The following is a 25,680-nucleotide window of genomic DNA, read 5'->3' as shown; positions in this document are numbered from 1 at the left end:
GTGCGTCGATGCGGCCCCGGTGCAGGGCCTCGCCCCGATTGAGGGCCGGGCGCGCCGGCGAGCCCACGAAACAGCCGCCTCGGCCCCTGGCATAAGTCTTGCGCGGCTCGGCAGGTCGCCCAGGCTTGCAGGAGGCCGCCGTGTCGATCCATGTCGCGCTGCACCACGTCACCCACTACCGCTACGACCGCGCGGTGAACCTCGGCCCGCAGCTGGTGCGTCTGCGCCCGGCGCCGCACAGCCGCACGCGCATCCTCTCCTACGGGTTGAAGGTCGAGCCGGGCGAGCACTTCGTCAACTGGCAGCAGGATCCGCAGGGCAACTACCTGGCGCGCCTGGTGTTCCCCGAGAAGACCCGCGAGCTTAAGGTCGAGGTCGATCTGGTCGCCGAGATGGCGGTGTTCAACCCCTTCGACTTCTTTCTCGAGCCTTATGCCGAGCGCATTCCCTTCGCCTACACCGAGGGCGAGCAGCGCGAGCTGGCGCCCTACCTGGTCAAGCTGGCGGCCACGCCGCGGTTCGCCGACTACCTGGCCGGCATCGACCGCGCGCCTGCACCCAGCGTGGATTTCCTGGTGGCGCTGAACCAGCGGCTGTCCGGCGATATCCGCTACCTGATCCGCATGAAGCCGGGCGTACAGACCCCCGAGCAGAGCCTGGAGAAGGCCTGCGGCTCGTGCCGCGACTCGGCCTGGCTGCTGGTGCAGCTGCTGCGTCATCTGGGCCTGGCGGCGCGTTTCGTCTCCGGCTACCTGATCCAGCTGACCGCCGACGTCAAAGCCCTCGACGGCCCCTCCGGCACCGACCAGGACTTCACCGACCTGCACGCCTGGTGCGAGGTGTACCTGCCCGGCGCCGGCTGGATCGGCCTCGATCCGACCTCCGGCCTGTTCGCCGGCGAGGGCCATATCCCGCTGGCCTGCAGCCCCGAGCCGTCCTCGGCGGCGCCGATTTCCGGCGCACTGGACGAGTGCGAGTGCGAGTTCGAGCACCAGATGCAGGTGGAGCGCATTTGGGAGGCGCCGCGGGTCAGCAAGCCCTACAGCGCGGCGCAGTGGCAGGCGATCGATGCCCTCGGCCGGCAGATCGACGAGGATCTGCGGCGCCACGACGTGCGCCTGACCATGGGCGGCGAGCCGACCTTCGTCGCCCTCGACTACCCCGACGACGAGGAGTGGAACACTGCCGCGCTGGGGCCGAACAAGCGGCGCCTGGCCGCCGAGCTGTTTCACCGCCTGCGCGCGCACTATGCGCCCAAGGCCCTGGTGCACTTCGGCCAGGGCAAGTGGTACCCGGGCGAGCAGCTGCCGCGCTGGTCGCTGAACTGCTTCTGGCGCCAGGACGGCGAGCCGATCTGGCACGACCCGGCGCTGCTGGCCGACGAGACCCATGGTTACGGCGCCGACGCCGACACCGCCGCGCACTTTCTCGCGGCCCTGGCGGCGCGCCTGGATGTGGACGGCGAGTGCGTCTTCCCGGCCTACGAGGACTGGTTCTATTACCTGTGGCGCGAGCGCAAGCTGCCGGACAACGTCACCCCGGGCGATCCGCGGCTGAGCGATGCGCTGGAGCGCGAGCGCCTGCGCAAGGTGTTCGACCAGGGCTTGGACCGCGTAGTCGGCCAGGTGCTGCCGCTGGCGCGGCGGGTGGACGGCGCCGGCTGGCAGAGCGGGCGCTGGTTCCTGCGCGACGAGCACTGCCGCCTGCTGCCGGGCGACTCGCCCTTAGGCTACCGCCTGCCGCTGGACTCGCTGCCCTGGGTCAGCCAGGCCGACTACCCCTATATCAACCCGGCCGATCCGGGCCAGCGCTTCGCCCCGCTGCCGAACCCGGCGCAGATCCAGCGCCAGCTGCGCGGCGTCTGGCGCGGCGCCGGCGGCAACGGCCAGGCGCCGCGCCCGGCGGTCGGCCAGTCGGCGCCCGGTATCGTGCGCACCGCGCTGTGCGCCGAGCCGCGCGAGGGGCGGCTGTATCTGTTTATGCCGCCGCTCAGCCATCTTGAAGAGTACCTGGAGCTGGTCGCGGCGATCGAGGCGGTGGCCGCCGAACTCAACTGCCCGGTGCTGCTGGAGGGCTACGAGCCGCCGCAGGACCCGCGCCTGCAGTATTTCCGCGTCACCCCCGATCCCGGCGTGATCGAGGTGAATATCCACCCGGCGGCTAGCTGGAGCGAGCTGGTCGAGCGCTGCGAGTTTCTCTACGAGGCGGCGCGGCAGTCGCGCCTGTCCAGCGAGAAATTTATGCTCGACGGGCGCCATACTGGCACCGGCGGCGGCAACCATTTCGTCCTCGGCGGCGCGACGCCGGCGGACTCGCCCTTCCTGCGTCGCCCCGACCTGCTGCGCAGCCTGATCGGCTACTGGCACAACCACCCGTCGCTGTCCTATTTGTTCAGCGGCCTGTTTATCGGCCCCACCTCGCAGGCGCCGCGGGTGGACGAGGCGCGCAACGACGCGCTGTACGAGCTGGAGATCGCCTTCGCGCAGATGCCCGAGCCGGGCCGCGACTGCCCGCCTTGGCTGGTCGACCGCCTGCTGCGCAACCTGCTGGTGGACGTGACCGGCAACACCCACCGCGCCGAGTTCTGCATCGACAAGCTGTACTCGCCGGATTCGGCCAGCGGCCGCCTCGGCCTGCTCGAGCTGCGCGCCTTCGAGATGCCGCCGCAGGCGCAGATGAGCCTGGCCCAGCAACTGCTGCTGCGCGCGCTGATCGCGCGCTTCTGGCAGGAACCCTACCGCCCGGCCAGGCTGGTGCGCTGGGGCACCGAGCTGCACGACCGTTTCCTCCTGCCGCACTTCGTCGAGCAGGACTTCGCCGACGTGCTGCAGGAGCTGTCGGCCTTCGGCTATCGCCTGCGCGGCGAATGGTTCGCCCCACATTTCGAGTTCCGTTTTCCCAAGGCCGGCGACTTCGCCGTCAAGGGCATCGAGCTGGAGCTGCGCCAGGCGCTGGAACCCTGGCACGTGCTGGGCGAGGAGGGCGCCAGCGGCGGCACCGTGCGCTACGTCGACTCGTCGCTGGAGCGCATGCAGGTCAAGCTCGGCGGCATGGCGCCGGATCGCTACGTGCTGACCTGCAACGGCGTGCCGGTGCCGCTGCGGCCCACCGGCAAGGTCGGCGAGTTCGTCGGCGGCGTGCGCTTTCGCGCCTGGCAGCCGGCCAGCTGCCTGCAGCCGACCATCGGCGTGCACGCGCCGCTGGTGTTCGACCTGATCGACACCTGGATGCAGCGCTCGCTGGGCGGTTGCCAGTACCATGTGGCGCATCCCGGCGGGCGCAACTACGACAGCCTGCCGGTCAACGCCTACGAGGCCGAGAGCCGGCGCCTGGCGCGCTTCTTTCGCCTCGGCCACAGCCCGGGCAAGCGCCCGGCCCTGCAGCCGATCGACAATAATGAACTGCCGATGACCCTGGATCTGCGCCGCGTCTGACGTCGACTCCATTCGTGGGCGGGGCTTTAGCCGGGATCGTCGCCGCTAAAGCGCCTCCTAGGAAGGGGCATCATCAACCTGCGTCACGCTGCACCGCCCTGCCACTGCCGAGCCTGCCATGCCCGACCTGCTAGCCGATTACCCGCCGCCCACCGGTGCCTACCACGAACTGCTCGACGCCCAGGGCAAGGTGCGTCCGCACTGGCGCCGGCTGTACGAGCAGCTCTCACGCAGCCGCCCGGAGCAGCTGGCGCAACGCGAGGCCATGCTGGCGCGGCAGATCCAGGAAAACGGCGTGACCTACAACGTCTACGCCGACCCGGATGGCGCCGACCGGCCCTGGGAGCTGGACCTGCTGCCCAACCTGATCCCGGCCGAGGAGTGGCAGCAGATCGCCGCCGGCGTGGCCCAGCGCGCGACGCTGCTCAACCGCGTGCTGGCCGATATCTACGGCCCGCAGAAGCTGATCGCCGATGGCCTGCTGCCGGCCGAGCTGGTGTTCGGCCACAACAACTTCCTCTGGCCCTGCCAGGGCCTGCAGGTGCCCGGCGGAACCTGGCTGCACCTCTATGCGGTGGACCTGGCGCGTGCGCCGGATGGACGCTGGTGGGTCACCGCCGACCGCACCCAGGCGCCGTCCGGCGCCGGCTACGCGCTGGAGAACCGGCAGATCGTCTCGCGCGCCTTCCCCGAGCTGTACCGCGACCTGCGCGTGCAGTACCTGGCCGGCTTCTTCCGCACCCTGCAGGACAGCCTGGCGCGCCAGGCGCCGAGTGGCGGCGAGACGCCGCTGGTGGTGCTGCTGACCCCCGGGCGCTTCAACGAGAGCTATTTCGAGCACCTGTACCTGGCGCGCCAGCTCGGCTACCCGCTGGTCGAGGGCAGCGACCTGACCGTGCGCGACGCCACCCTCTACCTCAAGACCCTGGCCGGCCTGCGCCGGGTGCATGCGGTGCTGCGCCGCCTCGACGACGACTACTGCGACCCGCTGGAGCTGCGCACCGACTCGGCCCTCGGCGTGCCCGGCCTGCTCGAGGCGGTGCGCCGCGGCCGGGTGCTGGTGGCCAATGCCCTGGGCAGCGGCGTGCTGGAGTCGCCCGGCCTGCCGGGCTTTCTCCCCGCCATCGCCGAGCAGCTGCTGGGCGAGGAACTGCTGTTGCCGTCCATCGCCAGCTGGTGGTGCGGCGAGCCGCCGGTGCTGGACGAGGCGCTGGACAAGCTCGAGCAGCTGCTGGTGCGCCCGGCCTTCCCCTCGCAGAGCTTCGCCCCGCTGTTCGGCCGCGATCTGGACGCCGCGCAGCGCGCCGCCCTGGCCGAACGGCTCAAGGCGCGCCCCTACGCCTACGTCGCTCAGGCGCGCGCCCAGCTGTCGCAGGCGCCGGTGTGGGACGGCCGCGGCCTGCAGCCGCGCGCCATCGGCATGCGCGTGTTCGCCGTGGCCAGCGCCGAGGGCTACCGGATGATGCCCGGCGGCCTGACCCGGGTGGCCGCCGACGCCGACGCCGAGGTGGTGTCGATGCAGCGCGGCGGCGCGAGCAAGGACACCTGGGTGCTCGGCGCGCGCCACAGCGGCGGCGAACCCTGGCAGTGGCTGCGCCCGCTGGGCAGCGCCGACCTGGTGCGCAGCGACCCCTTCCTGCCCTCGCGGGTGGTGGAGAACCTGTTCTGGTTCGGCCGCTACGCCGAGCGCTGCGAGGGCAGCGCGCGCCTACTGCGCATCATGCTGGCGCGCTACGTCGACGATGACGACGACCCGCAGGCGCTGCACAGCGCCCTGGCCCTGGCGCAGCAGTTGGGCCTGCTGGCCGACCCGGAGGAGGGTGAGCTGGCGGCGCGCCTGCTGCAGGCGCTGCTCGGCGCCGACTGGCCGGCCAGCCTGCGCGCCAACCTGCAGCGCCTGCAGTGGGCCGCCGGCAGCGTGCGCGGCAAACTGTCCCAGGCCAACTGGCAGGCGCTAGTCGAGTTGCAGCGCGAGGCGCAGGCGCTGGAGGGCCAGCCGGCCGACTTCGGCGAGTTGCTGGATTTCCTCAACCGCCTGCTGATGTCACTGGCGGCGTTGTCCGGTTTCGCCCTCGACGACATGACCCGCGACGACGGCTGGCGCTTCCTCATGCTCGGCCGCTGCATCGAGCGTCTGCAGTTTCTCTGCGACGCCTTCGCCGGCTTCCTGCGCAGTGGCGCCGCCACCGACCAGTCGGCGCTGGAATGGCTGCTGGAGCTGGGCAACAGCAGCATCACCTACCGCACCCGCTACCTGGCATCGGCGCAGCTGATCCCGGTGCTCGACCTGCTGCTGCTCGACGAGCAGAACCCGCATGCGGTGATCTTCCAGTTGCGCCGGCTGCTGCGCTCGCTGCAGCGCCTGGAACAGCGCTTCGAGTTGCCGGCGCAGCTGCCGCTGCAGGAGCTGGAGGCGCAGCTGGCCGGCTTCGACCTGGCCAGCCTGGAGAATCCCTTGTTCGGTCCCGGCAGCATCCGCGCCGTGCTCGAAGGCCTGGCCGATCTGCTCGCCGCCATCAGCCAGGCCGCCGGCACGGTGTCCGATCAGCTCGGTCTGCGCTTCTTCGTCCACGTCGACGCCAGCCAGCGGACCCAATCCTCATGAGCAGTGCGCTGTACCAGATTCTTCACGACACTCACTACCGCTACAGCGCGCCGGTCTCGCTGGCCCAGCAGCTGGCGCACCTGTGGCCGCGCGACTGCCCCTGGCAGCGCTGCCACGAGCGCGAGCTGCGCATCGCGCCGCAGCCCTGCCAGCGCCGCGACGGCCTGGACGTATTCGGCAACCCGCTGACCCGTCTGGTGTTCGAGCGTCCGCACCAGGCGCTCAGCATCGGCGCGCGCCTGCGCGTCGAGGTGCTGCCGCGCGCGCCGCTGGCGCTGCACGACTCGCCCGCCTGGGAGGCGGCCCGCGCGGCGCTCAGCTACAGCGGCCAGGCCCTGACCCCGGCGCTGCTGGAGGCGGCGCGCTACCGCTTCGAGTCGCCCTACGTGCGCCTCAAGCAGGCGTTCGCCGCCTACGCCGCCGACTGCTTCCCCCCGGGCCGGCCGCTGCTGCAGGCCGGCCAGGCGCTGATGGAGAAGATCTTCGCCGAGTTCCGCTTCGATGCCGGCGCCACCCAGGTGGCCACCCCGCTGCTGCAAGTGCTGGAGGAGCGCCGCGGCGTGTGCCAGGACTTTGCCCACCTGATGCTCGCCTGCTTGCGCTCGCGCGGCCTGGCGGCGCGCTACGTCAGCGGCTACCTGCTGACCCAGCCGCCGCCCGGCCAGCCGCGGCTGATCGGCGCCGACGCCTCGCACGCCTGGGTGTCGCTGTACTGCCCGCGCCAGGGCTGGGTGGATTTCGACCCGACCAACAACCTGCGCCCGGCACTGGAGCACATCACCCTGGCCTGGGGTCGCGATTTCGCCGATGTCTCGCCGCTGCGTGGGGTGATCCTCGGCGGCGGCAGCCACGACCCGGAGGTGCAGGTGACGGTGCTGCCGCTGGACGGCTGAGCGCCGTTGGTCGGCAGCCTGACGGCCGGCCGCGGCGCTGCTAGCGTTGAGAGGGATATCCCTCACCTTGGAGCATCGCCATGGACGAAACCTCGCAACTGGTCAGCGCCGGCACGGAAAAACTCACCGCCCTCTACGACCTGGTCGTGCAATACGGCGCGGCCTTCGCCATCAAGATCCTCTCCGCCATCGCCTTCTGGGTCATCGGCCGCTGGCTGATCGGCCTCTCCGTCGGCCTGGTGCAGAGGGCCCTGAGCCAGCAGAAGGTCGACCCGACCGTGCTGCGCTACGTCGGCAACTTCATCTCGGTGACCCTCAACATCATCCTGGTGATTGGCATCCTCGGTTACTTCGGCGTGCAGACCACCAGCCTGGCGGCGCTGATCGCCGCGGTCGGTCTGGCTATCGGCATGGCCTGGTCGGGGCTGCTGGCCAACCTCGCCGCCGGCGGCTTCATCATCGTCCTGCGGCCGTTCAAGGTCGGCGACTTCATCAGCGCCGGCGGGGTGGTCGGTACGGTCACCGAGATCGGCCTGTTCGTCACCGCGATCAACACCCCGGACAACGTGCTGACCCTGGTCGGCAACAACAAGATCTTCTCCGACAACATCCAGAACTTCACCCACAACCCCTTCCGCCGCGTCGAGCTCAAGGCGCAGCTGTCCGGTGCCGCCGACTGGAAGGCCGCCGCCGCCTTGCTCAAGGAGCGGGTCGGCGCGAACGCCAACGTGCTCGCCGAGCCGGCGGTGGATGTGGAAATCCTCGAGTTCAATCTGGTCGGGCCGGTGCTGGCGGTGCGCCCTTACTGCCACAACGACCATTACTGGCAGGTGTATTTCGACACCAACAAGACCATCAAGGACGCCCTCGGCGAGGGCGGTTTCCCAGCGCCGATGCCGGCGCAGACGGTGATCATGCAGCAGGCCGGCTAGCCCGCGGGGCGCGGCGAGTTGTGCACGGAATCTGTGGATAAGTCTGTCGACAAGTTCTGGGTCAAGTGCGCCGCGCCAGCGCCCATCGGTCCTCTGCGGTGCTGCTCAGCTTTTCGCCAGAGCCGCTCGAAATGACCGTCCTGGCGAAAAAACTACAATGATTCCGAGGGTTTGCGCTGCGCATCCGCTCTGGCGCGGGGCACCCGGGGCGGGCGTCGCGGTTATCCCCGAAAAGCGTGGAGCAAGTTGTGGATAAGCTCTGGGGAAGTCGCCCCGAGCGGCGCCGGCCGGGGCTCGCCGGCGATCGCTCGGCAAATGATCGCTCAGTCCGCCTTGGCCGGCCGCATGGACTGCCACAGCCGCGCGCCGAGGCCGACCAGCAACAGGCTGACGAGGCCGGCGAGGATGCCGATCAGCGCATTCAGCAGCGTCGGCGTCAGCGCCGCCAGCAGCGGGCCGCCGGCGCCCCAGGCTTCGGCGCCGTGGGCCATCTGCTGCACCCAGGCGTCCACCGGCGGCAGGCCATGGCTGAGGATGCCGCCACCGACCATGAACATGGCGGCGGTGCCCAGCACCGACAGGCTCTTCATCAGCCAGGGCGCCAGGCGTAGGATGCCGTGCCCCAGCGCCCGCGCGGCGCTGCCGGCGCGCCGGCTGAGGTAGAGACCGGCGTCGTCCAGCTTGACGATGGCGGCGACCAGGCCGTAGACGCCGACGGTCATCAGCACGGCGATGCCGGCGAGCACCGCCACCTGCTTGCCGAAGCTGGCGGCGGCGACGGTGCCCAGGGTGATGGCGATGATCTCGGCGGAGAGGATGAAGTCGGTGCGCACCGCGCCGCGGATCTTGTCGCGCTCGAAGGCGACCAGGTCCACCTGCGGATCGGCCACTGCCTCCAGCAGCTCCTGGTGCTCGGCCTGCGCCTCACGCTGGTGCAGCAGTTTGTGCGACAGCTTCTCGGCGCCCTCGTAGCAGAGGAACAGGCCGCCGAGCATCAACAGCGGCACCACCGCCCAGGGCGCCAGCGCGCTGATCAGCAGCGCCGCCGGTACCAGGATCAGCTTGTTCTTGAACGAGCCCTTGGCCACCGCCCAGACCACCGGCAACTCGCGTTCGGCGCGTACGCCGGTGACCTGCTGGGCATTCAGGGCGAGGTCGTCGCCGAGCACGCCGGCGGTCTTCTTCGCGGCGACCTTGGTCATTACCGCGACATCGTCGAGCAGCGTGGCGATATCGTCGATCAGGGCGAGCAGGCTGGTTCCGGCCATGGGGCAATCCTTGTTGGAGTGGATGAGCGGCGCCCATCATCGCGCCGCTGCCGGCTCTTGCCCAGTGCCGATCGCCTATCGGCACGCTTTCAGTCGAAGCGGTCGTCGGCGTAGGTGCCACTGGCGCCGCCGGCATAGGCGGCGAGGAGTTTGCGCAACAGGCTGTGCAGGGGCATGGCGTCTCTCCTGATCGTCCGTGGGGGATAAGTCCGGAGTCTAGGCCAGCCCCGTGCCGGGGCGCGTTTGATTATGCGGATGGCGCCGATAGGCCTTAGAGCAGCTCGGCCAGGGTCATCCCGGACAGGCCGAGCAGGGCCAGGCCGCAGGCCAGGTAGGTGAGACGGTGCCAGAGCTGCGAGGCGGCGCGGCGGAACCAGTCCACCAGGCCGGCGCAGACAAAGCACCAGAGCAGCGAAGAGAGCATGAAACCGGCGAAGAACAGCACCAGGTGGCTGGGCGTCGGCTCGGCCACACCGATCGCGGCCATGGCGCCTCCCATGGCCGCCCAGTACACCAGGTTCTGCGGATTGGTCAGCGACAGCGCGGCGCCGGCGGCGAAGGCGCTGCCGCCGCGGCCCTGGCCGTCGCCGCCGGGCTGCGGCGGCTGGCGCGCGTCGCGCAGCGACTGGTAGCCGAGCCAGGCCAGGTACAGGGCGCTGGCCAGGGTCAGTGGGTAGCGCACTTCGGCGCTGCCGAGCAGCAGGGCCAGGCCGGTGAGGCCGAGCGCGGCCCAGGTGGCGTCGCCCACCAGCGAGCCGATCTGCACCAGCAGGGCCGGACGGTAGCCGTCGCGCAGGCCACGGCGCAGGGTTTCGCTGAATACCGCGCCGGGCGCCGCGTTGAACACGAAGCCGAGCAGCATGGCGGCGAGAAAGAAGCTGAACATGACGAATCCTTGCGAAGGGAAGCTTGCTGGTGCTTAGCAGATGGCGTGCCAGGCCATCGAAAAAGTTTTCCACGGCTGCTGTGGGTTTTTCTGTGGATAAGCTGAGGGCTGCTGTCCGGCGCGCCGATTCTACGGACTCTGCAGGCTGTCGGTGGAATTTTGAGCAGGACGGTTTTTCCTTTGTGCACAGCCACTTGACAGGGGGTGGGGAATATTGCGGGGAGAGCTGCAGTTGTCCCCGGGTTCTGTGGGGCGATCTGTGGATAAGCTCTGTGCGCTTGTTTGCAGGCCACGGAAAGCGTGGCTTTCATGGCGTTGTACGGTTTTTGAGCGACGCCGCCGGCTGCCCGCAAGCGTCCTGGTGAGGCGGGTTTTGTCCAGTCTTTTCCACCGGCATCGAGCGTGTCGCCGGAGTTATCCCGGGAAACTGTGGAGGCCTTTGTGGATAAGCTGCGGGCGCCTTGCCCTAGCCCGCGAGGGCCGCGGGGTGGCAAGCGCTGGCGAATAAATCGCCAGGCCGGCTGCGTCATCTGGGAGGCGCCGCTTGGTAGGGCGTGCCGTGCGCACCGTGCATCCGTAATCAGTATCGGCTGCCAGTGGTGCGCACAGCGCACCCTACGGCCCGTCGGCCCGGATTACGGCGAGCCTGAGTCGGGCAGCGCGCCGAGCTGGGTCGAGCGGCCGAGCAGCTGCAGGGCGCGATCCGGGTAGTCGGTGATCAGGCCGCCGGCGCCCATCTCCAGCAGGCGGCGCATGGCCGGTTGTTCGTTGATGGTCCACAGCTGCACATGCAGGCCGCGCGCCTGGGCGTTGCGCAACAGCTGCGGGGTGGCCAGGGTCAGGCCGCCGTGCCGCGGCGGAATCTGCAGGCTCTGGTAGCCGGGCGAGAGCAGATCGTCCAGGCCCAGCCAGCTGAGCGCCAGCAGCAGGCGCACCGAGAGTGGCCCGGCGGAAGTGGCCACCTGTGGGCAGACCTGGCGAAAGCGCTTGAGACTGCGCTCGTGGAAGCTGCCGACTATGACCCGGTCGAGCTGGTCGTAGTCGGTCAGGATCTCGCACAGCAGCGTCTCCATGCCGACATCCGGCACCTTGATTTCCACCACCTTGGGGACCAGCGGAAACTGCTCCAGCACTTCGCGGAAACTGGCGATGCGCATGCCCTGACCACGATAGGGGAAGCTCTGGCCGCCGTCCGCGCTCCAGCGGTAGCCGGCGTCCAGCACCTGCAGCTCGGCCAGACTGTAGTGGGCGACCGGGCCCTGGCCATTGGTGGTGCGCTCCAGGCTGTCGTCGTGGATCACTACCAGTTCGGCGTCCTGGCTCAGGTGCAGGTCCATCTCCAGCATGTCGACGCCCAGGGCCACGGCGCGCTCGAAGGCGAACAGGGTGTTCTCCGGCCACAGCCCCTTGCCGCCGCGGTGGGCGATCACCAGCGGGCGCTCGCCGAGGCCGGCGAGTACCGCGGGCACGGCGCTCGGGCGACTGGTCAGGGCCAGCACCAGCAGGGCGATGGCGAGCAGCAACAGGGGAGCGAGCAGGAAGCGGGCGAAGCGCAGCATGGGCCGGGTCTCGGAGGCGGTTCAGGGCTTTGTGCCCCAGCGGCGAGGGAGTTGGCAAGTGCTCGAGGGCGAAGCTGGGATCGCCGTCCCTCTCCCGGCGGGAGAGGGGAGGCGCTGGCCCGGATGCAGTCCGGGAGCTGTTTCGGGCGATGCGCTCAGCTTGCCAGCAGCCACACCCCGGCCAGTGCCGAGGCGCCGCCGGCCAGGCGCGCCAGCGGCGCGGCGGCCTCTGGCAGCAGGCGCACCAGGGCATAGCCGCAGCCGTGCAGGGCGGCGGTAGCGACGACGAAGCCGGCGGCGTAGCCGAACGGGCTGGCCAGCGCCGGCAGCTCCAGGCCATGGGCGACGCCATGGGTCAGGGCGAACAGGGCGGTGAGGGCGATGGACAGGGCCATCGGCAGGCGCACGGCCACCGCCACCAGCAGGCCGAAGGCCAATACCGAGCCGGCGATGCCGGTTTCCAGCAGCGGCAGCTGCATGCCGGCAAAGCCGAGCAGGCCGCCGAACAGCATGCCGGCGACGAAGGTGGCCGGCAGCGCCCAGCGCGCCGCGCCGCTCTGCTGCGCGGCCCACAGGCCGACGGCAAGCATCGCCAGCAGGTGATCGAGGCCCAGCAGCGGGTGCGCCAGGCCGGCCATGATACCGGCGTGATCGTGGCCGGCATGGGCGAAGGCCAGGCCCGGGGTGCAGAACAGGGCGAGGGCGTAGAGGGTTTTGCGCAGCTTCATGGGTGTCTCCTTGACTTGAGTGGGCAAGGGGAGAGGCGGCCGTCTCCCCGGCCGCTCCCCGCAAGCGGGAGAGGGGCGGTTCAGGCAGCGCCGAGCATGCCCTGGCGTTCGATAAAGGCGATGATCTCGTCCAGGCCCTGGCCGACCTTCTGGTTGCTGAAGACGAAGGGCTTGTCGCCGCGCATCTTCAGGGTGTCGCGCTGCATCACCTCCAGCGAGGCGCCGACCATGGGCGCCAGGTCGACCTTGTTGATCACCAGGAGGTCGGACTTGCAGATGCCCGGGCCGCCCTTGCGCGGCAGCTTGTCGCCGGCGGAGACGTCGATCACGTACAGGGTCAGGTCGGACAGCTCGGGGCTGAAGGTGGCCGAGAGGTTGTCGCCGCCGGATTCGACGATGATCAGGTCGAGGCCGGGGAAACGCCGGTTGAGCTGCTCCACCGCCTCCAGGTTGATCGAGGCGTCCTCGCGGATCGCCGTGTGCGGGCAGCCGCCGGTTTCCACGCCGATGATGCGTTCGGGCTCCAGGGCCTCGTTGCGCACCAGGAACTGAGCGTCTTCCTGGGTGTAGATGTCGTTGGTGACCACGGCGATGTTGTAGCGCTCGCGCAGGGCACGGCACAGCGCCAGGGTCAGGGCGGTCTTGCCGGAACCGACCGGGCCGCCGATGCCGACGCGCAGGGGTTGGCTGTTCATCTGTTGTTCCTCGTCAGGAGCGGAAGAGACGCGAGTACTGGCGCTCGTGCGCCATGCTCGCCAGGGCCAGGCCGAAGGCGGCGCTGCCCCAGTGTTCGGGGGTAAGGGTTTCGGCCTGGCGCTGCGCCGCCTCGAGCTGCGGCAGCAGGCGGCTGGTCAGGCGCTGGGCGGCCTGCTGGCCCAGCGGCAGGGTCTTCATCAGCACCGCCAGCTGGTTTTCCAGCCAGCCCCAGAGCCAGGCGGCCAGGGCCTCGTCGGCGGCGATGCGCCAGGCGCGCGCGGCCAGCGCCCAGGCCAGGGCCAGGCCCGGCTCGCTCTGCCCGGCGAGAAAGGCGCGCGCCGCGTCGTCCAGCTCCGGCAGGCCATCGAGCAGTTGCCGCAGCGAATAGCCCATCTGCCGGCTCTCCAGCGCCAGCTCGCGGGTTTCGCGGCTGGCGCGGTGCCGCTCGGCCAGCTCCTGCAGCTGCGCCCAGTCGCCATCACCGGCGGCGCGGCAGTGGGCCAGCAGCAGCGGCGCCTCGAAGCGGGCGAGGTTGAGCGACAGCTGATCGGCCAGCCAGCGCTCGGCGCTGTCGGCATCGGTGATCAGGCCACTGTCCACCGCCCATTCCAGGCCCTGGGAGTAGCTGTAGCCGCCGATCGGCAGTTGCGGGCTGGCCAGGCGCAGCAGGGCCCAGGCCGGGTTCATGGCGCAACCTTGGTGCGCACGGCACGCCCCAGGCGGAATGGCGCGGCCAGGGTCACTTGCGCACCCCGAACTGGTGCAGGCGCGGGCCGTAGTTGAATTCGGCGTCGCCATGATGGGAGTGATGATGGCCGCCGCCGTAGGCGCCCTGTTCCGGCTGGTAGGGCGCCTCGATGGCCTCGACCCTGGCGCCGAGCTGCTCGAGCATGGCCTTGAGCACGTAATCGTCGGGCAGGCGCAGCCAGCCGTCGCCCAGTTGCAGGGCGACGTGGCGGTTGCCCAGGTGATAGGCGGCGCGCATCAGCTCGAAGGGGCTGGCGCAGGTCACGTGCAGCAGCGGCTCGGCCTTGGCCAGCACGCGTACCACGCGGCCGTCCTCGGCCTGCAGGCAGTCGCCGTCGGCCAGCGCCGGCTGGCCGCGTTCGAGAAACAGGCCGACCTCTTCGCCGCTGCTGCTGAAGCAGCGCAGACGGCTCTTGCTGCGCGCCTCGAAGCTCAGCTGCAGCTCGGCGTCGCAGCTGGCCTGCGGCGCGATTCGGCGGTGGATCACCAGCATATGCAACGATTCCGGAAGGGGGATGCCCGGAAATAGTGCAAGGGCCTTGCCAAGGCGCTTGTGCGCTGCAGGGGCGGCGAGGTGGCGCGGGTTGTGGATAACTTGGCGAGTGGGTCAGGTTTGATTTGGTGCGTGCCGGGCTCAATGTGCACCAAGGTTGTGCATTCAGCCGGCGGGCTTGCCCAGGCCCTGCCAGTGCTTGCCGCCGATCATCACGAAGCGCAGTTGCTGGATGATCTTGGCTTCGGCGCAAAGGTGCGTCGGCAGGTTGTCCGCCGGTGGGTCGATCAGTTCCGGCAGGGTGGCGAACACGGTTTTCACCACCAGGTCGGAGACCACCTCGCGCGCCGCGTCGTCGAGGTGCGGCATGCGGTTCATCAGCTTGAGGTCGGCGGCCAGGTCGCTGGCGATGCGCTCGCGCAGGGCGGCGATGGCCTGGCGCACCGGCTGCGAGCCGCCGTACTGCTCGCGGGCGAGAAACAGGAACTGGGCGCGGTTGGCGGCCACTTCGGCGAGAAAGATGCGCACCGAGGCGTCGATCATCCCGCGGGCCTCGAACTCGTGGCGACGGACCTGGCGGATCGCCGCGCGGAAGGTCTCGCCGACCTCGGCCACCAGGGCCAGGCCGAGCTCGTCCATGTCGGCGAAGTGGCGGTAGAAACCGGTGGGCACTATGCCGGCGACCCGGGTGACTTCACGCAGGCTCAGGCTGCCGAAACCACGCCCGCTTTCCATCAGGCTCAGGGCGGCGTCCATCAGGGCCTGGCGGGTCTGCTGCTTCTGTTCGGCGCGCGGCGTCATGCGGGGCTGGTTCGTTGAGCGATGGCGCACTCTAGCAAATGCGCGGGAGCAGCGTCGCGGTTCGCGAGCGCGTGCAGGGCATATTGCCTCGACTCGTTCGGGCTCCTCGGCGTTCGGCCCGAAGCCGGGGACAGTGCAGTGGACGCAGGGCGGCGGGGGCGAGGCGCCCTACGGCGAAGCCTGTTGCTCCCAGCCGAACAGGCGCGCGGCATTGCGGCTGCTGGCGCTGGCCAGTCCCGCTGCCTCTATGCCGCGCAGTTCGGCCAGGACGGTGCAGATGTCCGCCAGGTACTCGGGGCTGTTGCGCTGATTGGGGTGCATGACCGGCGCCATGTCCGGCGAATCGGTCTCCAGCACCAGGGCTTCCAGCGGCAGTTGCGTGAGCACCTTGCGCAGGCGGTTGGCCTGCGGCCAGGTGGCGGCGCCGCCGAGGCCGAGGCAAAAGCCCAGCTTGAGGTATTCGCGCGCCTCCTCGTAGCTGCCGGCGAAGGCGTGGACGATGCCGCCGCGCTTGAGGCGGTAGCGCTTGAGGGTGGCGATGGTCGCCGCATGGGCGCGGCGCACGTGGAGCAGGGCGGGCAGTTCGAACTCGGCGGCCAGCGCCAGCTGCGCCTCGAACAGTGTCTGCTGGCGCTGGCGGTCGAGGCTGTCCAGGTAGTAGTCCAGGCCGAATTCGCCGACCGCGCACAGCCGCGGGTGGCCGGCCAGGCGTGTCAGCCAGGCGCGCAGCTCGCCCAGGTGTTCGGGCAGGTGCTGCTCCAGATACACCGGATGCAGGCCGAAGGCGGCGTACAGGCCTTCCTGTGCCTGCACCAGATCCCACAGCCGTTGCCAGTTGGCCTGGTACACACCGAGCACCACCAGGCGCTCGACGCCCAGGGCGCGGCTGCGCGCCAGCACCTCGGCGCGGTCGGCGTCGAAGTCGGGGAAATCCAGGTGAGTGTGGGTGTCGATCAGGCGCATGCGGCAAGCATCGGCGATTTGTCCGGCAGATGCCAGGCACGCAGAAATTTACCAGCCAATTCAATCGTTTAACCCACAGTAACGGTGCAGCAAGCTGTGCATAAGTTGTGTGCCGATGGCGCTGGCGCAGGGCCGGCGCGGCTTTGCCCGGGCTGGTCGTTTATTGAGCGGCGTGGATTGCACCCAGAAGTCAACGGCAGGCTCAGCTCATACCGGCGCTCAGACTGTAGGAGCCGCGCCCCGCGGCGAATTGATGCAGAAGCCAAAAGCTTCGCCCCGAGGTGGAGCTCTTACGTGGCCAGGGCAAGCTGTGTTCCTTGTCGGGGGCGCTTGCGAGCGATCCCCTTTACAGCCGCGCCTTGAAGCTGCGGCCGATGGCCTCGATGCCGGGCTGGTAGTCGTCCCGTTCCACGGCCTGCAGCGCCCAGGCCAGCACGCGCTCGGCGATGCGTTCGTGCTGCTGGCTCATGGCATTGACCCGCAGCGGCAGAAAATCCAGCAGCTGGGTGTCGCCGAAGGTGGCCAGACGCAGCGCCGGCCAGGCTTCGCCGGGTTGTTCGCGCAGGGCGTCGAGCACCCCTTCGAGCAGCACGTAGGCGGTGGTCAGCAGGGCGTCGGGCGCATTGCCGGCGGCCAGCAGCTGCTGCATCTGCCGCTTGCCGCAGGAGCGGCTGAACTGCTCGCCGTGCAGCACGCTGATGCGTCCGTCGAAGCCCGCCAGCGCCTGGCGAAAGCCGCGTTCGCGGGCCTGGCTGATGACCAGTTCGGGGCGTGCGCCGAGCAGGGCGATATGCCGCGGCGGCGGCGTGAGCAGGCTGGCGGTGAGCTGGGCGCCGGCCTGCTCGTCGTCGCTGACCACCGAGCGGATATGCGCCGGGTCCAGCGCGCGATCCACCGCGATCACCGGCAGGCCGCCGGCCACCAGGCGGCGGTACAGCGGATCGTCCGGCGGCAGGCAGCTGGCGACGATCAGCGCGTCGCAGCGGCGCGAGCGGAACAGTTCGAGCAACTGCCGCTCGCTGTGCGGGTCGTCGTCGGAGCTGGCGATCAGCAACTGGTAGCCGGCAGCGCGGGCCTTCTGCTCCAGCAGCTTGGCCAGGCGCGCGTAGCTGGGGTTTTCCAGGTCGGGGAGGATGAAACCCAGGCAGCGGCTCTGCCCGCGGCGCAGGCTGGCGGCCTGCTGGTCGGGGCGATAGCCATGCTGCTCGACCACCGCCAGCACCCGCTCCACCGTGGCCGGGCTGATGCGCCGGCGCTCGGCCTGGCCGTTGATCACGTAGCTGGCGGTGGTCACCGAGACCTGCGCCAGGCGGGCGATATCGCTGAGTTTCACGGGGCTTCCAGGCTGTCGACGACGATCGGGCTTCAAGGATCGCCGATTCTGGGATAAGGTGCCAGTGCTAGATGAAACGTTTCAGCAAGCGTTTTCATCGACTAGGCTAAGAACAAGATTGCGAATCCGGATGGGTTGCCCCATCCGGTTAACTCGCCTGCCGGAGGATATTCCCCATGCTCCAACTCGACGCCAGCCAGATCCAGATGGGCCGTCAGGCCGCGGACAAACAGGCGGCGCTGGCCATGCTCGGTGAGGCCCTGGCGGCCGCCGGCCTGGCCACCGCGGACTACCTGGCCGGCCTGCAGGCGCGCGAGGCGCAGGGCTCGACCTTTCTCGGCCAGGGCATCGCCATCCCCCACGGCACGCCGCAGACCCGCGACCAGGTGCTGCGCACCGGCGTGCGTCTGATCCAGTTCCCCGACGGCGTGGACTGGGGCAACGGCCAGCAGGTGTACCTGGCCATCGCCATCGCCGCGCAGTCCGACGAGCACCTGCACCTGCTGCAGCTCTTGACCCGCGCGCTGGGTGAGGGCGATCTGAGCCAGGCGCTGCGCGAGGCGCGCAGGCCCGAGCAGATCGTCGAGCTGCTGCAGGGCGCGCCGCAGGCGCTGGCGCTGGACGGCCAACTGGTGGGCCTTGGCCTGCCGGTCGAGGATTTCGACGAGCTGCTCTGGCAGGGCGCGCGACTGCTCAAGCAGGCCGGCTGCGCGGCCTCCGGCTTCGCCCTCAGCCTGGCCCGCGGCGAGCCGCTGCCCTTGGGCGAGGGCCTGTGGTGGCTGCACAGCGAGCGGGGTGTGGAGCGGCCGGGACTGGCCTTCGTCACCCCGGCGGCGCCCTTGAGTTTTCGCGGCGAGCCGCTCAAGGGCCTGTTCTGTCTGGCCAGCCAGGGCGAGGCGCATCGTCAGGCGCTGGAACGCCTGTGCGACGTGCTGATCGGCGGGCGCGCCGCCGAGCTGTGCGAGGCGCACAGCAGTCGCAGCGTGATCGAGGCCCTCGGCGGCGAGGTGGCGCCGGACTGGCCCAGCGTGCAGCTGCCGCTGGCCAATGCCCACGGCCTGCATGCGCGCCCGGCCAAGATTCTGAGCGAACTGGCGCAGGGCTTCGCCGGCGAGATCCGCGTGCGCCTGGCCGGCGACGACGGCGCCGGCGTCTCGGCCAAGAGCCTTAGCCGCCTGCTGGCGCTCGGTGCGCGGCGCGGGCAGATCCTCGAATTCAGCGCCGAACCGGGTATCGCCGCCGACGCCTTGCCGGCCCTGCGCGCGGCGCTGGAAAGCGGGCTGGGCGAGGAGATAGAGGTGCTGCCGCTGGAGCGCGACGCAATCACCGAAGCGCTGCCCGAACCGCTGCAGGCGCCTCCGGCAGGGAGCAGCCTGCGGGCGGTGGCCGCCTCGCCGGGCATCGCAATGGGCCCGGCGCTGGTGCGGGTACTGCCGCGCTTCGACTACGCCGAGCAGGGCCAGGGCGCGGAAACCGAGCGGCGCCGGCTGGACGAGGCGCTGGCGACCATCGGCGGCGAGATCCAGCGGATGGTCGATGGCGCCGGGGTGGCCAGCATCCGCGAGATCTTCAGCGCCCACCTGGCCATGCTCGAGGACCCGGCGCTGCGCGAGGACGTCGACGCACGTCTGGCCCGCGGCGCCAGCGCCGAGGCCGCCTGGCAGGCCGAGATCGAGGCCGCCGCACAGCGCCAGGAGGCGCTGCACGACGCGCTGCTGGCCGAGCGCGCCGCCGACCTGCGTGACATCGGCCGCCGGGTGCTGGCGCGCCTGTGCGGTGTCGAGCTGCCGGCCGAGCCGGACGAACCCTACGTGCTGGTGATGGCCGAGGTGGCGCCGTCCGATGTCGCCGGGCTGGATCGTCAGCGCGTCGCCGGCATCCTCACCGCGCGCGGCGGCGCCACCGCACACAGCGCCATCATCGCCCGCGCCCTGGGCATTCCCGCGTTGGTCGGCGCCGGCGAGGCGGTGCTGGCGCTGGCCCAGGGCACGCCGCTGCTGCTCGACGGCGACAGCGGCCTGCTGCGCGTGGCGCCGGATGAAGCGACTCGCCAGCAGGCCCTGCGCGAGCGCGAAACCGCGCAGCGCCGCCGCGAGCAGGCGCATGCCGAGCGCCTGCAGGCGGCCGTGACCCGCGACGGCGTGCGCGTCGAGGTGGCGGCCAATATCGGCGCGGCCGGCGAGACCGCCGAGGCGGTGGCCCTCGGCGCCGAGGCGGTGGGCCTGCTGCGCACCGAACTGGTGTTCATGGAGCACGCCCAGGCGCCGAGCCAGGCGGCCCAGGAAGTCGAGTACCGCCGCGTGCTCGATGCCCTCGAAGGGCGCCCGTTGGTGGTGCGCACCCTGGATGTCGGCGGCGACAAGCCGCTGCCCTACTGGCCGATGCCGGCGGAGGAAAATCCCTTCCTCGGCGTGCGCGGCATCCGCCTCAGCCTGCAGCGTCCGGATATCCTCGAAACCCAGCTGCGCGCCCTGCTGGCGTCGGCCGAGGGGCGGCCGCTGCGGATCATGTTCCCCATGGTCGGCGCGCTGGAGGAGTGGCGGGTGGCGCGCGACATGGCGCTGCGCCTGCGCGAGGAAATCCCCCTGGCCGACCTGCAGCTCGGGATCATGGTCGAGGTGCCGTCGGCGGCCCTGCTGGCGCCGGTGCTGGCGCGCGAGGTGGACTTCTTCAGCATCGGCACCAACGACCTGACCCAGTACTGCCTGGCCATCGACCGCGGCCACCCGACTCTGTCGGCCCAGGCCGACGGCCTGCACCCGGCGGTGCTGCGGCTGATCGGCATGACGGCGGCGGCGGCGCATGCCGAGGGCAAGTGGGTTGGCGTATGCGGTGAGCTGGCCAGCGACCGCCTGGCGGTGCCGCTGCTGGTCGGCCTGGGCGTCGACGAGCTGAGCGTGTCGCCGCGCGCCATCGCCCTGGTCAAGGCGCGCGTGCGTGAGCTCGACAGCCGCCATGCGCGCGCGCTGGCCGAGCAGGCGCTGGCGCTGGACAGCGCCGCCGCGGTGCGCGCGCTGGTCGCGGAGGTGCACTGATGGCGCGCATTCTGACCCTGACCCTGAACCCGGCGCTGGACCTGACCCTGCGCCTCGACCAGTTGCAGCCCGGCGCGGTCAACCGCTGCCAGGGCTTCGCCAGTCACGCCGCCGGCAAGGGCCTGAACGTCGCCCAGGTGCTCGCCGACCTCGGCCACGGCCTGAGCGTGGCCGGTTTTCTCGGCCGCGCCAATGCGGCGCCGTTCGAGGCCCTGATGCACCGGCGCGGTTTCCACGACCTGTTCGTCCGCGTGCCCGGCGAGACCCGCAGCAATATCAAGCTGGCCGAGGCCGACGGGCGCATCACCGACCTCAACGGCCCCGGTCCACAGGTCGAGGCCGAGCATCTGGACCGGCTGCTCGATGAGCTGGACCCGCTATTGGCCGGGCACGACGCCATCGTGGTGGCCGGCAGCCTGCCGCGCGGCGTTAGCCCCGAGTGGTTCGCCGGCCTGCTGCGCCGGCTCAGGGCCAGCGGCGTGCCGCTGGCGGTCGACAGCAGCGGCGCCGCGCTGAGTGCCGCCCTGGGCGTGGCGCCCTGGCTGATCAAGCCCAACGAGGAGGAGCTGGCCGAGGCCTGCGGCAGCGATCTCGCCGGCGCGGTGCGCCGCCTGCGCGCCCAGGGCATCGAGCACGTGCTGCTGTCGCGCGGCGCCGCCGGCGTCGATTGGCACGGACCGGGCATCGCCCTGCGTGCCGTGCCGCCGCGGGTCGAGGTGGCCAGCACGGTTGGCGCCGGCGACTCGCTGCTGGCCGCCAGCCTGCACGGCCTGCTGTGCGCCTGGCCGGCCGAGCGCACGCTGCGCCTGGCTACCGCGGTGGCCGCCCAGGCGGTGACCCAGGTCGGCTTCGGCATCCACGATCGCGAACAGCTGGCGCGCCTGGAAGCGGCGGTGCAGTTGCAGTCCCTAGAAGAATAAGAGGCCTCTCATCATGAACCTGCTGATAGTTACCGCCTGCCCCAATGGCCAGGTCACCAGCGTGCTCTGCTCGCGTCTGCTGCAGGCCGCCGCCGAGCGCCTGGGCTGGCAGACCCGCGTCGAGGTGCATGACGCCCGCGCCATCGGTGCGCCGTTGAGCGAGGCGGAAATCGCCGCCGCCGATCTGGTGCTGGTGGTCAAGACCGGCGAGCTGCCGCTGACCCGCTTCGTCGGCAAGCGCCTGTTGCAATCCACCCCGGCCGAGGCGTTGGCCGACCCGCAGCGCTTTTTGCGCGAGGCGGCCGAGCGCGCCCAACCCTATGCCGAGGATGTAGCTACCGCGCCGAGCGGGCGCCGTCGTTTGGTGGCGGTTACTGCCTGCCCGACCGGGGTGGCGCACACCTTCATGGCCGCCGAGGCGTTGCAGCAGGCGGCAGCGCGCATGGGCATCGAGCTGCAGGTGGAAACCCGCGGCTCGGTGGGCGCGCGCAATCTGCTGGGCGACGCCGCCATCGCAGCCGCCGACGCGGTGCTGCTGGCCGCCGATATCGAGGTGGACACCGCCCGCTTCGCTGGCAAGAAGGTCTATCGCTGCGGCACCGGGGTGGCGCTCAAGCAGCCGCAACAGACCCTGGAACGCGCCCTGAACGAGGCCCAGCCACTGAGCGAGGCGGGGCCTGTCGAGGGCGCCGCCGCGGCCAAACCGGGCGCCAAGGCCGGGCCCTACAAGCACCTGCTCACCGGCGTGTCCTATATGCTGCCGATGGTGGTGGCCGGCGGACTGCTGATCGCCCTGTCGTTCGTGTTCGGCATCGAGGCGTTCAAGGAGGAGGGCAGCCTGGCCGCGGCGCTGATGAAGATCGGCGGCGAGACCGCGTTCCAGCTGATGGTGCCGCTGCTGGCCGGCTATATCGCCTACTCCATCGCCGACCGTCCCGGACTGGCGCCAGGAATGATCGGCGGCCTGCTGGCCGGCTCGCTCGGCGCCGGCTTTATCGGCGGGATCATCGCCGGTTTCCTCGCCGGTTATTCGGCCAAGGCCATCGCCCACTGGGTGCGCCTGCCGGACAGCGTCGAGGCACTGAAACCCATCCTGATCATTCCTTTGGCCGCCAGTCTGTTCACCGGTCTGGTGATGATCTACCTGGTCGGCGCCCCGGTGGCCGGTATGCTCGCCGGGCTGACCGGCTTTCTCGACGGCATGGGCAGCACCAACGCCATCCTCCTCGGCCTGCTGCTCGGCGGCATGATGTGCGTCGATCTCGGCGGGCCGATCAACAAGGCCGCCTACGCGTTCTCGGTGGGTCTGCTGGCTTCGCAGAGCTATGCGCCGATGGCCGCGACCATGGCCGCCGGCATGGTGCCGCCGATCGGCATGGCCATCGCCACCGTGCTGGCGCGGCGCAAGTTCGCCGAGAGCGAACGTCAGGCCGGCAAGGCGGCCGGGGTGCTGGGTCTGTGCTTCATCTCCGAGGGGGCGATTCCCTTCGCCGCCAAGGACCCGTTGCGGGTGATTCCGGCGAGCATCGCCGGCGGCGCCCTGACCGGTGCGCTGTCGATGTACTTCGGCTGCAAGCTGATGGCGCCGCACGGCGGGCTGTTCGTGCTGCTGATCCCCAACGCGATCAACCAGGCGCTGCTATACCTGCTGGCCATCGTCGCCGGCAGCCTGCTGACCGGGGTGGTGTATGCACTGGCCAAGCGCCCGGCACCGCAGCCGCTGGCGGTGGGGGCGGCGGCGTAGGACTTTGGTCGTTGGTAGGAGCCGGCTTGCCGGCGATGCTTTTGTCGTCACGTCCGTTGATCGCCCGCAAGGCCAGGCGCCCCCGCGACTCCTACGAAAGCCATATCGCGTCCCACAAGGGATAGTCGCCGATACGGCTAACCAGCCCCGCACGAAGCGGGTTGGCGACGATATAGCGAGCCGTGGCGGGCAGGTCTTCTTCCCGGCGCAGCGCATGATCATAAAAGCCTTTCTGCCAGACGCGGCCGCTGCTGTTGCGGGGTCTGTTGATGGCGATGGCGCTACGGGATTTGAGCTGCAATACCAGCTTTGTCAGTGGCATCTCCTGCAGTTGGACAAGCCAGTGCAGGTGATCGGGCATTACTACCCAGGCGAGTGAGTGGGCGAGTTGCTGGTCATGCAGGCGACGCATCTCTTCGACTAACAAGCGAGCCAATCGCCAGTCGAGAAAGAGCGGTTGTCGCTTATAGGTGACGGTCGTCAGCAGATAGGCGCGGCCCGGTTCGGAGATGCGCCCGGCCCGCAAGGCGTGGCCACGATGGGCGAAGCGGCTGGAGTCCATTCCAGATTTCTCGTGTAGGAGCCCGCTTGCGGGCGATCTGTTTTGAGCAGACAAGCATCGCCGGCAAGCCGGCTCCTACAGAGTAGTACGCGCCCTCAATGATGCTCGCGCGTCGCGCGGAACTTGATCTCCGGCCAGCGCTCTTCCATCAGGCTGAGGTTGACCCGCGTCGGCGCCAGGTAGGTGAGGTGGCCGCCGCCGTCGACGGCGAGGTTCTCGAAGGCCTTGTCCTTGAACTCCTTGAGCTTCTTCTCGTCGCTGCATTCGATCCAGCGCGCCGACCAGACGTTGATCGCCTCGTAGGCGCATTCCACCTTGTATTCCTCCTTGAGGCGGCTGGCGACCACGTCGAACTGCAGCACGCCGACCGCGCCGAGCACGATGTCGTTGTTGCGCTCGGGGAAGAACACCTGGGTGGCGCCTTCCTCGGCCAGCTCCTGCAGGCCCTGGCGCAGCTGCTTGGATTTCAGCGGGTCCTTCAGGCGCACGCGGCGGAACAGTTCCGGGGCGAAGTGGGGGATGCCGGTAAAACCGAGACTTTCACCTTCGGTGAAGGTGTCGCCGATCTGGATGGTGCCGTGGTTGTGCAGGCCGATGATGTCGCCGGCAAAGGCTTCGTCCAGATGCTCGCGCTCGCTGGAGAAGAAGGTCAGGGCGTCGGCGACCTTGAGGTCCTTCTTGATGCGCACGTGGCGCATCTTCATGCCCTTCTCGTACTTGCCCGAGCAGATGCGCATAAAGGCGATGCGGTCCCTGTGTTTCGGGTCCATGTTCGCCTGGATCTTGAACACGAAGCCGCTGAACTTCTCCTCGGTCGGCTCGACGCTGCGCTCGTGGGCGGCGCGCGGCAGCGGGCGTGGCGCCCAGTCGACCACGGCGTCGAGCACCTGGTCGACGCCGAAGTTGCCCAGCGCGGTGCCGAAGAATACCGGGGTCATCTCGCCCTTGAGGAAGGCCTCGGCATCGAACTCGTGGCAGGCGCCCTGCACCAGCTCCAGCTGGTCGGCGAAGTTGTCGTAGAGATCGCCCAGGTGCGCGCGGGCTTCATCCGAGTCGAGCTTGTCGATGATCTTGGCTTCGGTGCGCTCGTGGCCGTGGCCCGGCGTGTAGACGATGATCTTGTCCTGCGCCAGGTGGTACACGCCCTTGAAGTCGCGGTAGCAGCCGATCGGCCAGGTGATGGGCGCGGCCTTGATGTTGAGCACCGCCTCGATCTCGTCGAGCAGTTCGATCGGGTCGCGGATGTCGCGGTCGAGCTTGTTGATGAAACTGACGATCGGCGTGTCGCGCAGGCGGCACACGTCCATCAGGGCGATGGTGCGCGGCTCCACGCCCTTGCCGCCGTCGAGCACCATCAGCGCGCTGTCCACCGCGGTCAGGGTGCGGTAGGTGTCTTCGGAGAAGTCTTCGTGGCCGGGAGTGTCGAGCAGGTTGATCATGTGCTCGCGGTAGGGGAACTGCATCACCGAGGTGGTGATGGAGATGCCGCGCTGCTTTTCCATCTCCATCCAGTCGGAGGTGGCATGGCGGTCGGATTTGCGCGATTTCACCGTGCCGGCGACCTCGATCGCCTTGCCCATCAGCAGCAGCTTCTCGGTGATGGTGGTCTTACCGGCGTCCGGGTGGGAGATGATGGCGAAGGTGCGGCGCTTGGCGACTTCGGCGGCCTGGGTGGTCATGGGTGCGTGCCTGGCTGGATACGTGGACGGGCGGCGAACGGCCCTGGCCGGGCGCCCCGAAAAACGCGCGATTATAACGGCAAAGTGCCCGGCGATCAGCGCCGCCGGGCGCACGGTGGCGCGCGCCTTCGCGCAAGGGGTTGTCACGGTGCTGACGCGAGGATGATCTAGACTCTTTGTGGTCGCTGACAGGCCCGCCGAACGAGTGGCCGCAGGCCGCGCCCGTTCAGCATTTCCGGGCGTTTCGTGCGATATCCGGAACGTTCGCCGGAGCGGGTGGAAATGGCGGTAATTTCCGGTTGATCTGCGCGGCGCATGGTCTTAAAGTCCGCGCCCGAACGTCCATGCTGGAAACGATCCATCCGGCTCAAGTACTGACGACGAGAGATCGCTGGTGGCCCA

19 protein-coding genes are annotated in these 25,680 nt (G+C 69.8%); 7 read left to right on the top strand and 12 right to left on the bottom strand.

Going from position 1 to position 25,680, the window contains the following annotated elements; translation table 11 throughout:
- The first annotated feature begins 140 nt into the window (after nt 1–140).
- From ACUTAF_RS18175 to ACUTAF_RS18160, 4 genes are all read left to right on the top strand, one after another.
- On the top strand, nt 141–3,434 hold the full coding sequence (locus ACUTAF_RS18175; protein WP_445581278.1) for a transglutaminase family protein: 3,294 nt from the start codon (nt 141–143) through the stop codon (nt 3,432–3,434).
- Nucleotides 3,435–3,552: 118 nt separating this feature from the next.
- Nucleotides 3,553–6,039: a circularly permuted type 2 ATP-grasp protein gene (locus tag ACUTAF_RS18170; RefSeq protein ID WP_445581277.1), complete on the top strand. Its 2,487-nt coding sequence runs from the start codon at nt 3,553–3,555 to the stop codon at nt 6,037–6,039.
- Nucleotides 6,036–6,932, top strand: a complete 897-nt coding sequence (locus tag ACUTAF_RS18165; RefSeq protein WP_445581276.1) for a transglutaminase family protein — start codon at nt 6,036–6,038, stop codon at nt 6,930–6,932. Before ACUTAF_RS18170 ends, ACUTAF_RS18165 begins: the two co-directional genes overlap by 4 nt.
- Nucleotides 6,933–7,012: 80 nt before the next feature.
- A complete protein-coding gene (locus tag ACUTAF_RS18160; protein WP_445581275.1) occupies nt 7,013–7,864 on the top strand; it encodes a mechanosensitive ion channel family protein in 852 nt (283 codons plus the stop codon).
- A 323-nt stretch (nt 7,865–8,187) separates the two neighbouring features.
- Here ACUTAF_RS18160 and ACUTAF_RS18155 read toward each other — a convergent pair whose 3' ends face one another.
- The 10 genes from ACUTAF_RS18155 to cra form a co-directional block, all read right to left on the bottom strand.
- Nucleotides 8,188–9,132: a DUF808 domain-containing protein gene (locus ACUTAF_RS18155; RefSeq protein ID WP_445581274.1), complete on the bottom strand. Its 945-nt coding sequence runs from the start codon at nt 9,130–9,132 to the stop codon at nt 8,188–8,190.
- Between the two features lie 271 nt (nt 9,133–9,403).
- Nucleotides 9,404–10,018: a LysE family transporter gene (locus ACUTAF_RS18150; RefSeq protein WP_445581273.1), complete on the bottom strand. Its 615-nt coding sequence runs from the start codon at nt 10,016–10,018 to the stop codon at nt 9,404–9,406.
- Between the two features lie 635 nt (nt 10,019–10,653).
- Entirely contained in the window at nt 10,654–11,577 is a 924-nt protein-coding gene (locus ACUTAF_RS18145; RefSeq protein WP_445581272.1) for a glycerophosphodiester phosphodiesterase, read from the bottom strand.
- A 155-nt stretch (nt 11,578–11,732) separates the two neighbouring features.
- Nucleotides 11,733–12,305: a HupE/UreJ family protein gene (locus ACUTAF_RS18140; RefSeq protein WP_445581271.1), complete on the bottom strand. Its 573-nt coding sequence runs from the start codon at nt 12,303–12,305 to the stop codon at nt 11,733–11,735.
- 80 nt (nt 12,306–12,385) lie between these two features.
- Complete coding sequence (gene ureG / locus ACUTAF_RS18135; protein ID WP_445581270.1) at nt 12,386–13,000, bottom strand: urease accessory protein UreG; 615 nt, start codon at nt 12,998–13,000, stop codon at nt 12,386–12,388.
- A 13-nt stretch (nt 13,001–13,013) separates the two neighbouring features.
- Nucleotides 13,014–13,688: an urease accessory protein UreF gene (locus tag ACUTAF_RS18130; protein WP_445581269.1), complete on the bottom strand. Its 675-nt coding sequence runs from the start codon at nt 13,686–13,688 to the stop codon at nt 13,014–13,016.
- 52 nt (nt 13,689–13,740) lie between these two features.
- Nucleotides 13,741–14,241 carry an urease accessory protein UreE gene (gene ureE, locus ACUTAF_RS18125; protein ID WP_445581268.1) on the bottom strand — a complete coding sequence of 167 codons (501 nt, stop codon included), beginning with the start codon at nt 14,239–14,241 and terminating at the stop codon, nt 13,741–13,743.
- Nucleotides 14,242–14,406: 165 nt separating this feature from the next.
- Nucleotides 14,407–15,042 (bottom strand): HTH-type transcriptional repressor FabR, encoded by a 636-nt coding sequence (gene fabR / locus ACUTAF_RS18120; protein ID WP_445581267.1) that lies wholly within the window; start codon nt 15,040–15,042, stop codon nt 14,407–14,409.
- A 168-nt stretch (nt 15,043–15,210) separates the two neighbouring features.
- Nucleotides 15,211–16,005: a TatD family hydrolase gene (locus ACUTAF_RS18115; RefSeq protein ID WP_445581266.1), complete on the bottom strand. Its 795-nt coding sequence runs from the start codon at nt 16,003–16,005 to the stop codon at nt 15,211–15,213.
- 346 nt (nt 16,006–16,351) lie between these two features.
- Complete coding sequence (gene cra, locus ACUTAF_RS18110; protein WP_445581265.1) at nt 16,352–17,338, bottom strand: catabolite repressor/activator; 987 nt, start codon at nt 17,336–17,338, stop codon at nt 16,352–16,354.
- Between the two features lie 176 nt (nt 17,339–17,514).
- Between cra and ptsP the strand changes: the two genes are divergently transcribed.
- From ptsP to ACUTAF_RS18095, 3 genes are read left to right on the top strand one after another with little or no spacing between them, the layout of a single operon-like run.
- Complete coding sequence (gene ptsP, locus ACUTAF_RS18105; protein WP_445581264.1) at nt 17,515–20,373, top strand: phosphoenolpyruvate--protein phosphotransferase; 2,859 nt, start codon at nt 17,515–17,517, stop codon at nt 20,371–20,373.
- On the top strand, nt 20,373–21,293 hold the full coding sequence (gene pfkB, locus ACUTAF_RS18100; protein ID WP_445581263.1) for a 1-phosphofructokinase: 921 nt from the start codon (nt 20,373–20,375) through the stop codon (nt 21,291–21,293). Before ptsP ends, pfkB begins: the two co-directional genes overlap by 1 nt.
- Before the next feature lie 13 nt (nt 21,294–21,306).
- Complete coding sequence (locus ACUTAF_RS18095) at nt 21,307–23,037, top strand: fructose-specific PTS transporter subunit EIIC (protein ID WP_445581262.1); 1,731 nt, start codon at nt 21,307–21,309, stop codon at nt 23,035–23,037.
- A gap of 91 nt (nt 23,038–23,128) precedes the next feature.
- Here ACUTAF_RS18095 and ACUTAF_RS18090 read toward each other — a convergent pair whose 3' ends face one another.
- Nucleotides 23,129–23,599 carry an REP-associated tyrosine transposase gene (locus ACUTAF_RS18090; protein WP_445581261.1) on the bottom strand — a complete coding sequence of 157 codons (471 nt, stop codon included), beginning with the start codon at nt 23,597–23,599 and terminating at the stop codon, nt 23,129–23,131.
- 95 nt (nt 23,600–23,694) lie between these two features.
- Complete coding sequence (locus tag ACUTAF_RS18085) at nt 23,695–25,278, bottom strand: peptide chain release factor 3 (protein WP_445581260.1); 1,584 nt, start codon at nt 25,276–25,278, stop codon at nt 23,695–23,697.
- Between the last annotated feature and the right edge of the window lie 402 nt (nt 25,279–25,680).

It is taken from the genome of Pseudomonas sp. SP16.1, from assembly GCF_052682975.1.
Note: the sequence above shows the minus strand (reverse complement) of the source record. Positions and strands in the feature narration are given on the sequence as shown.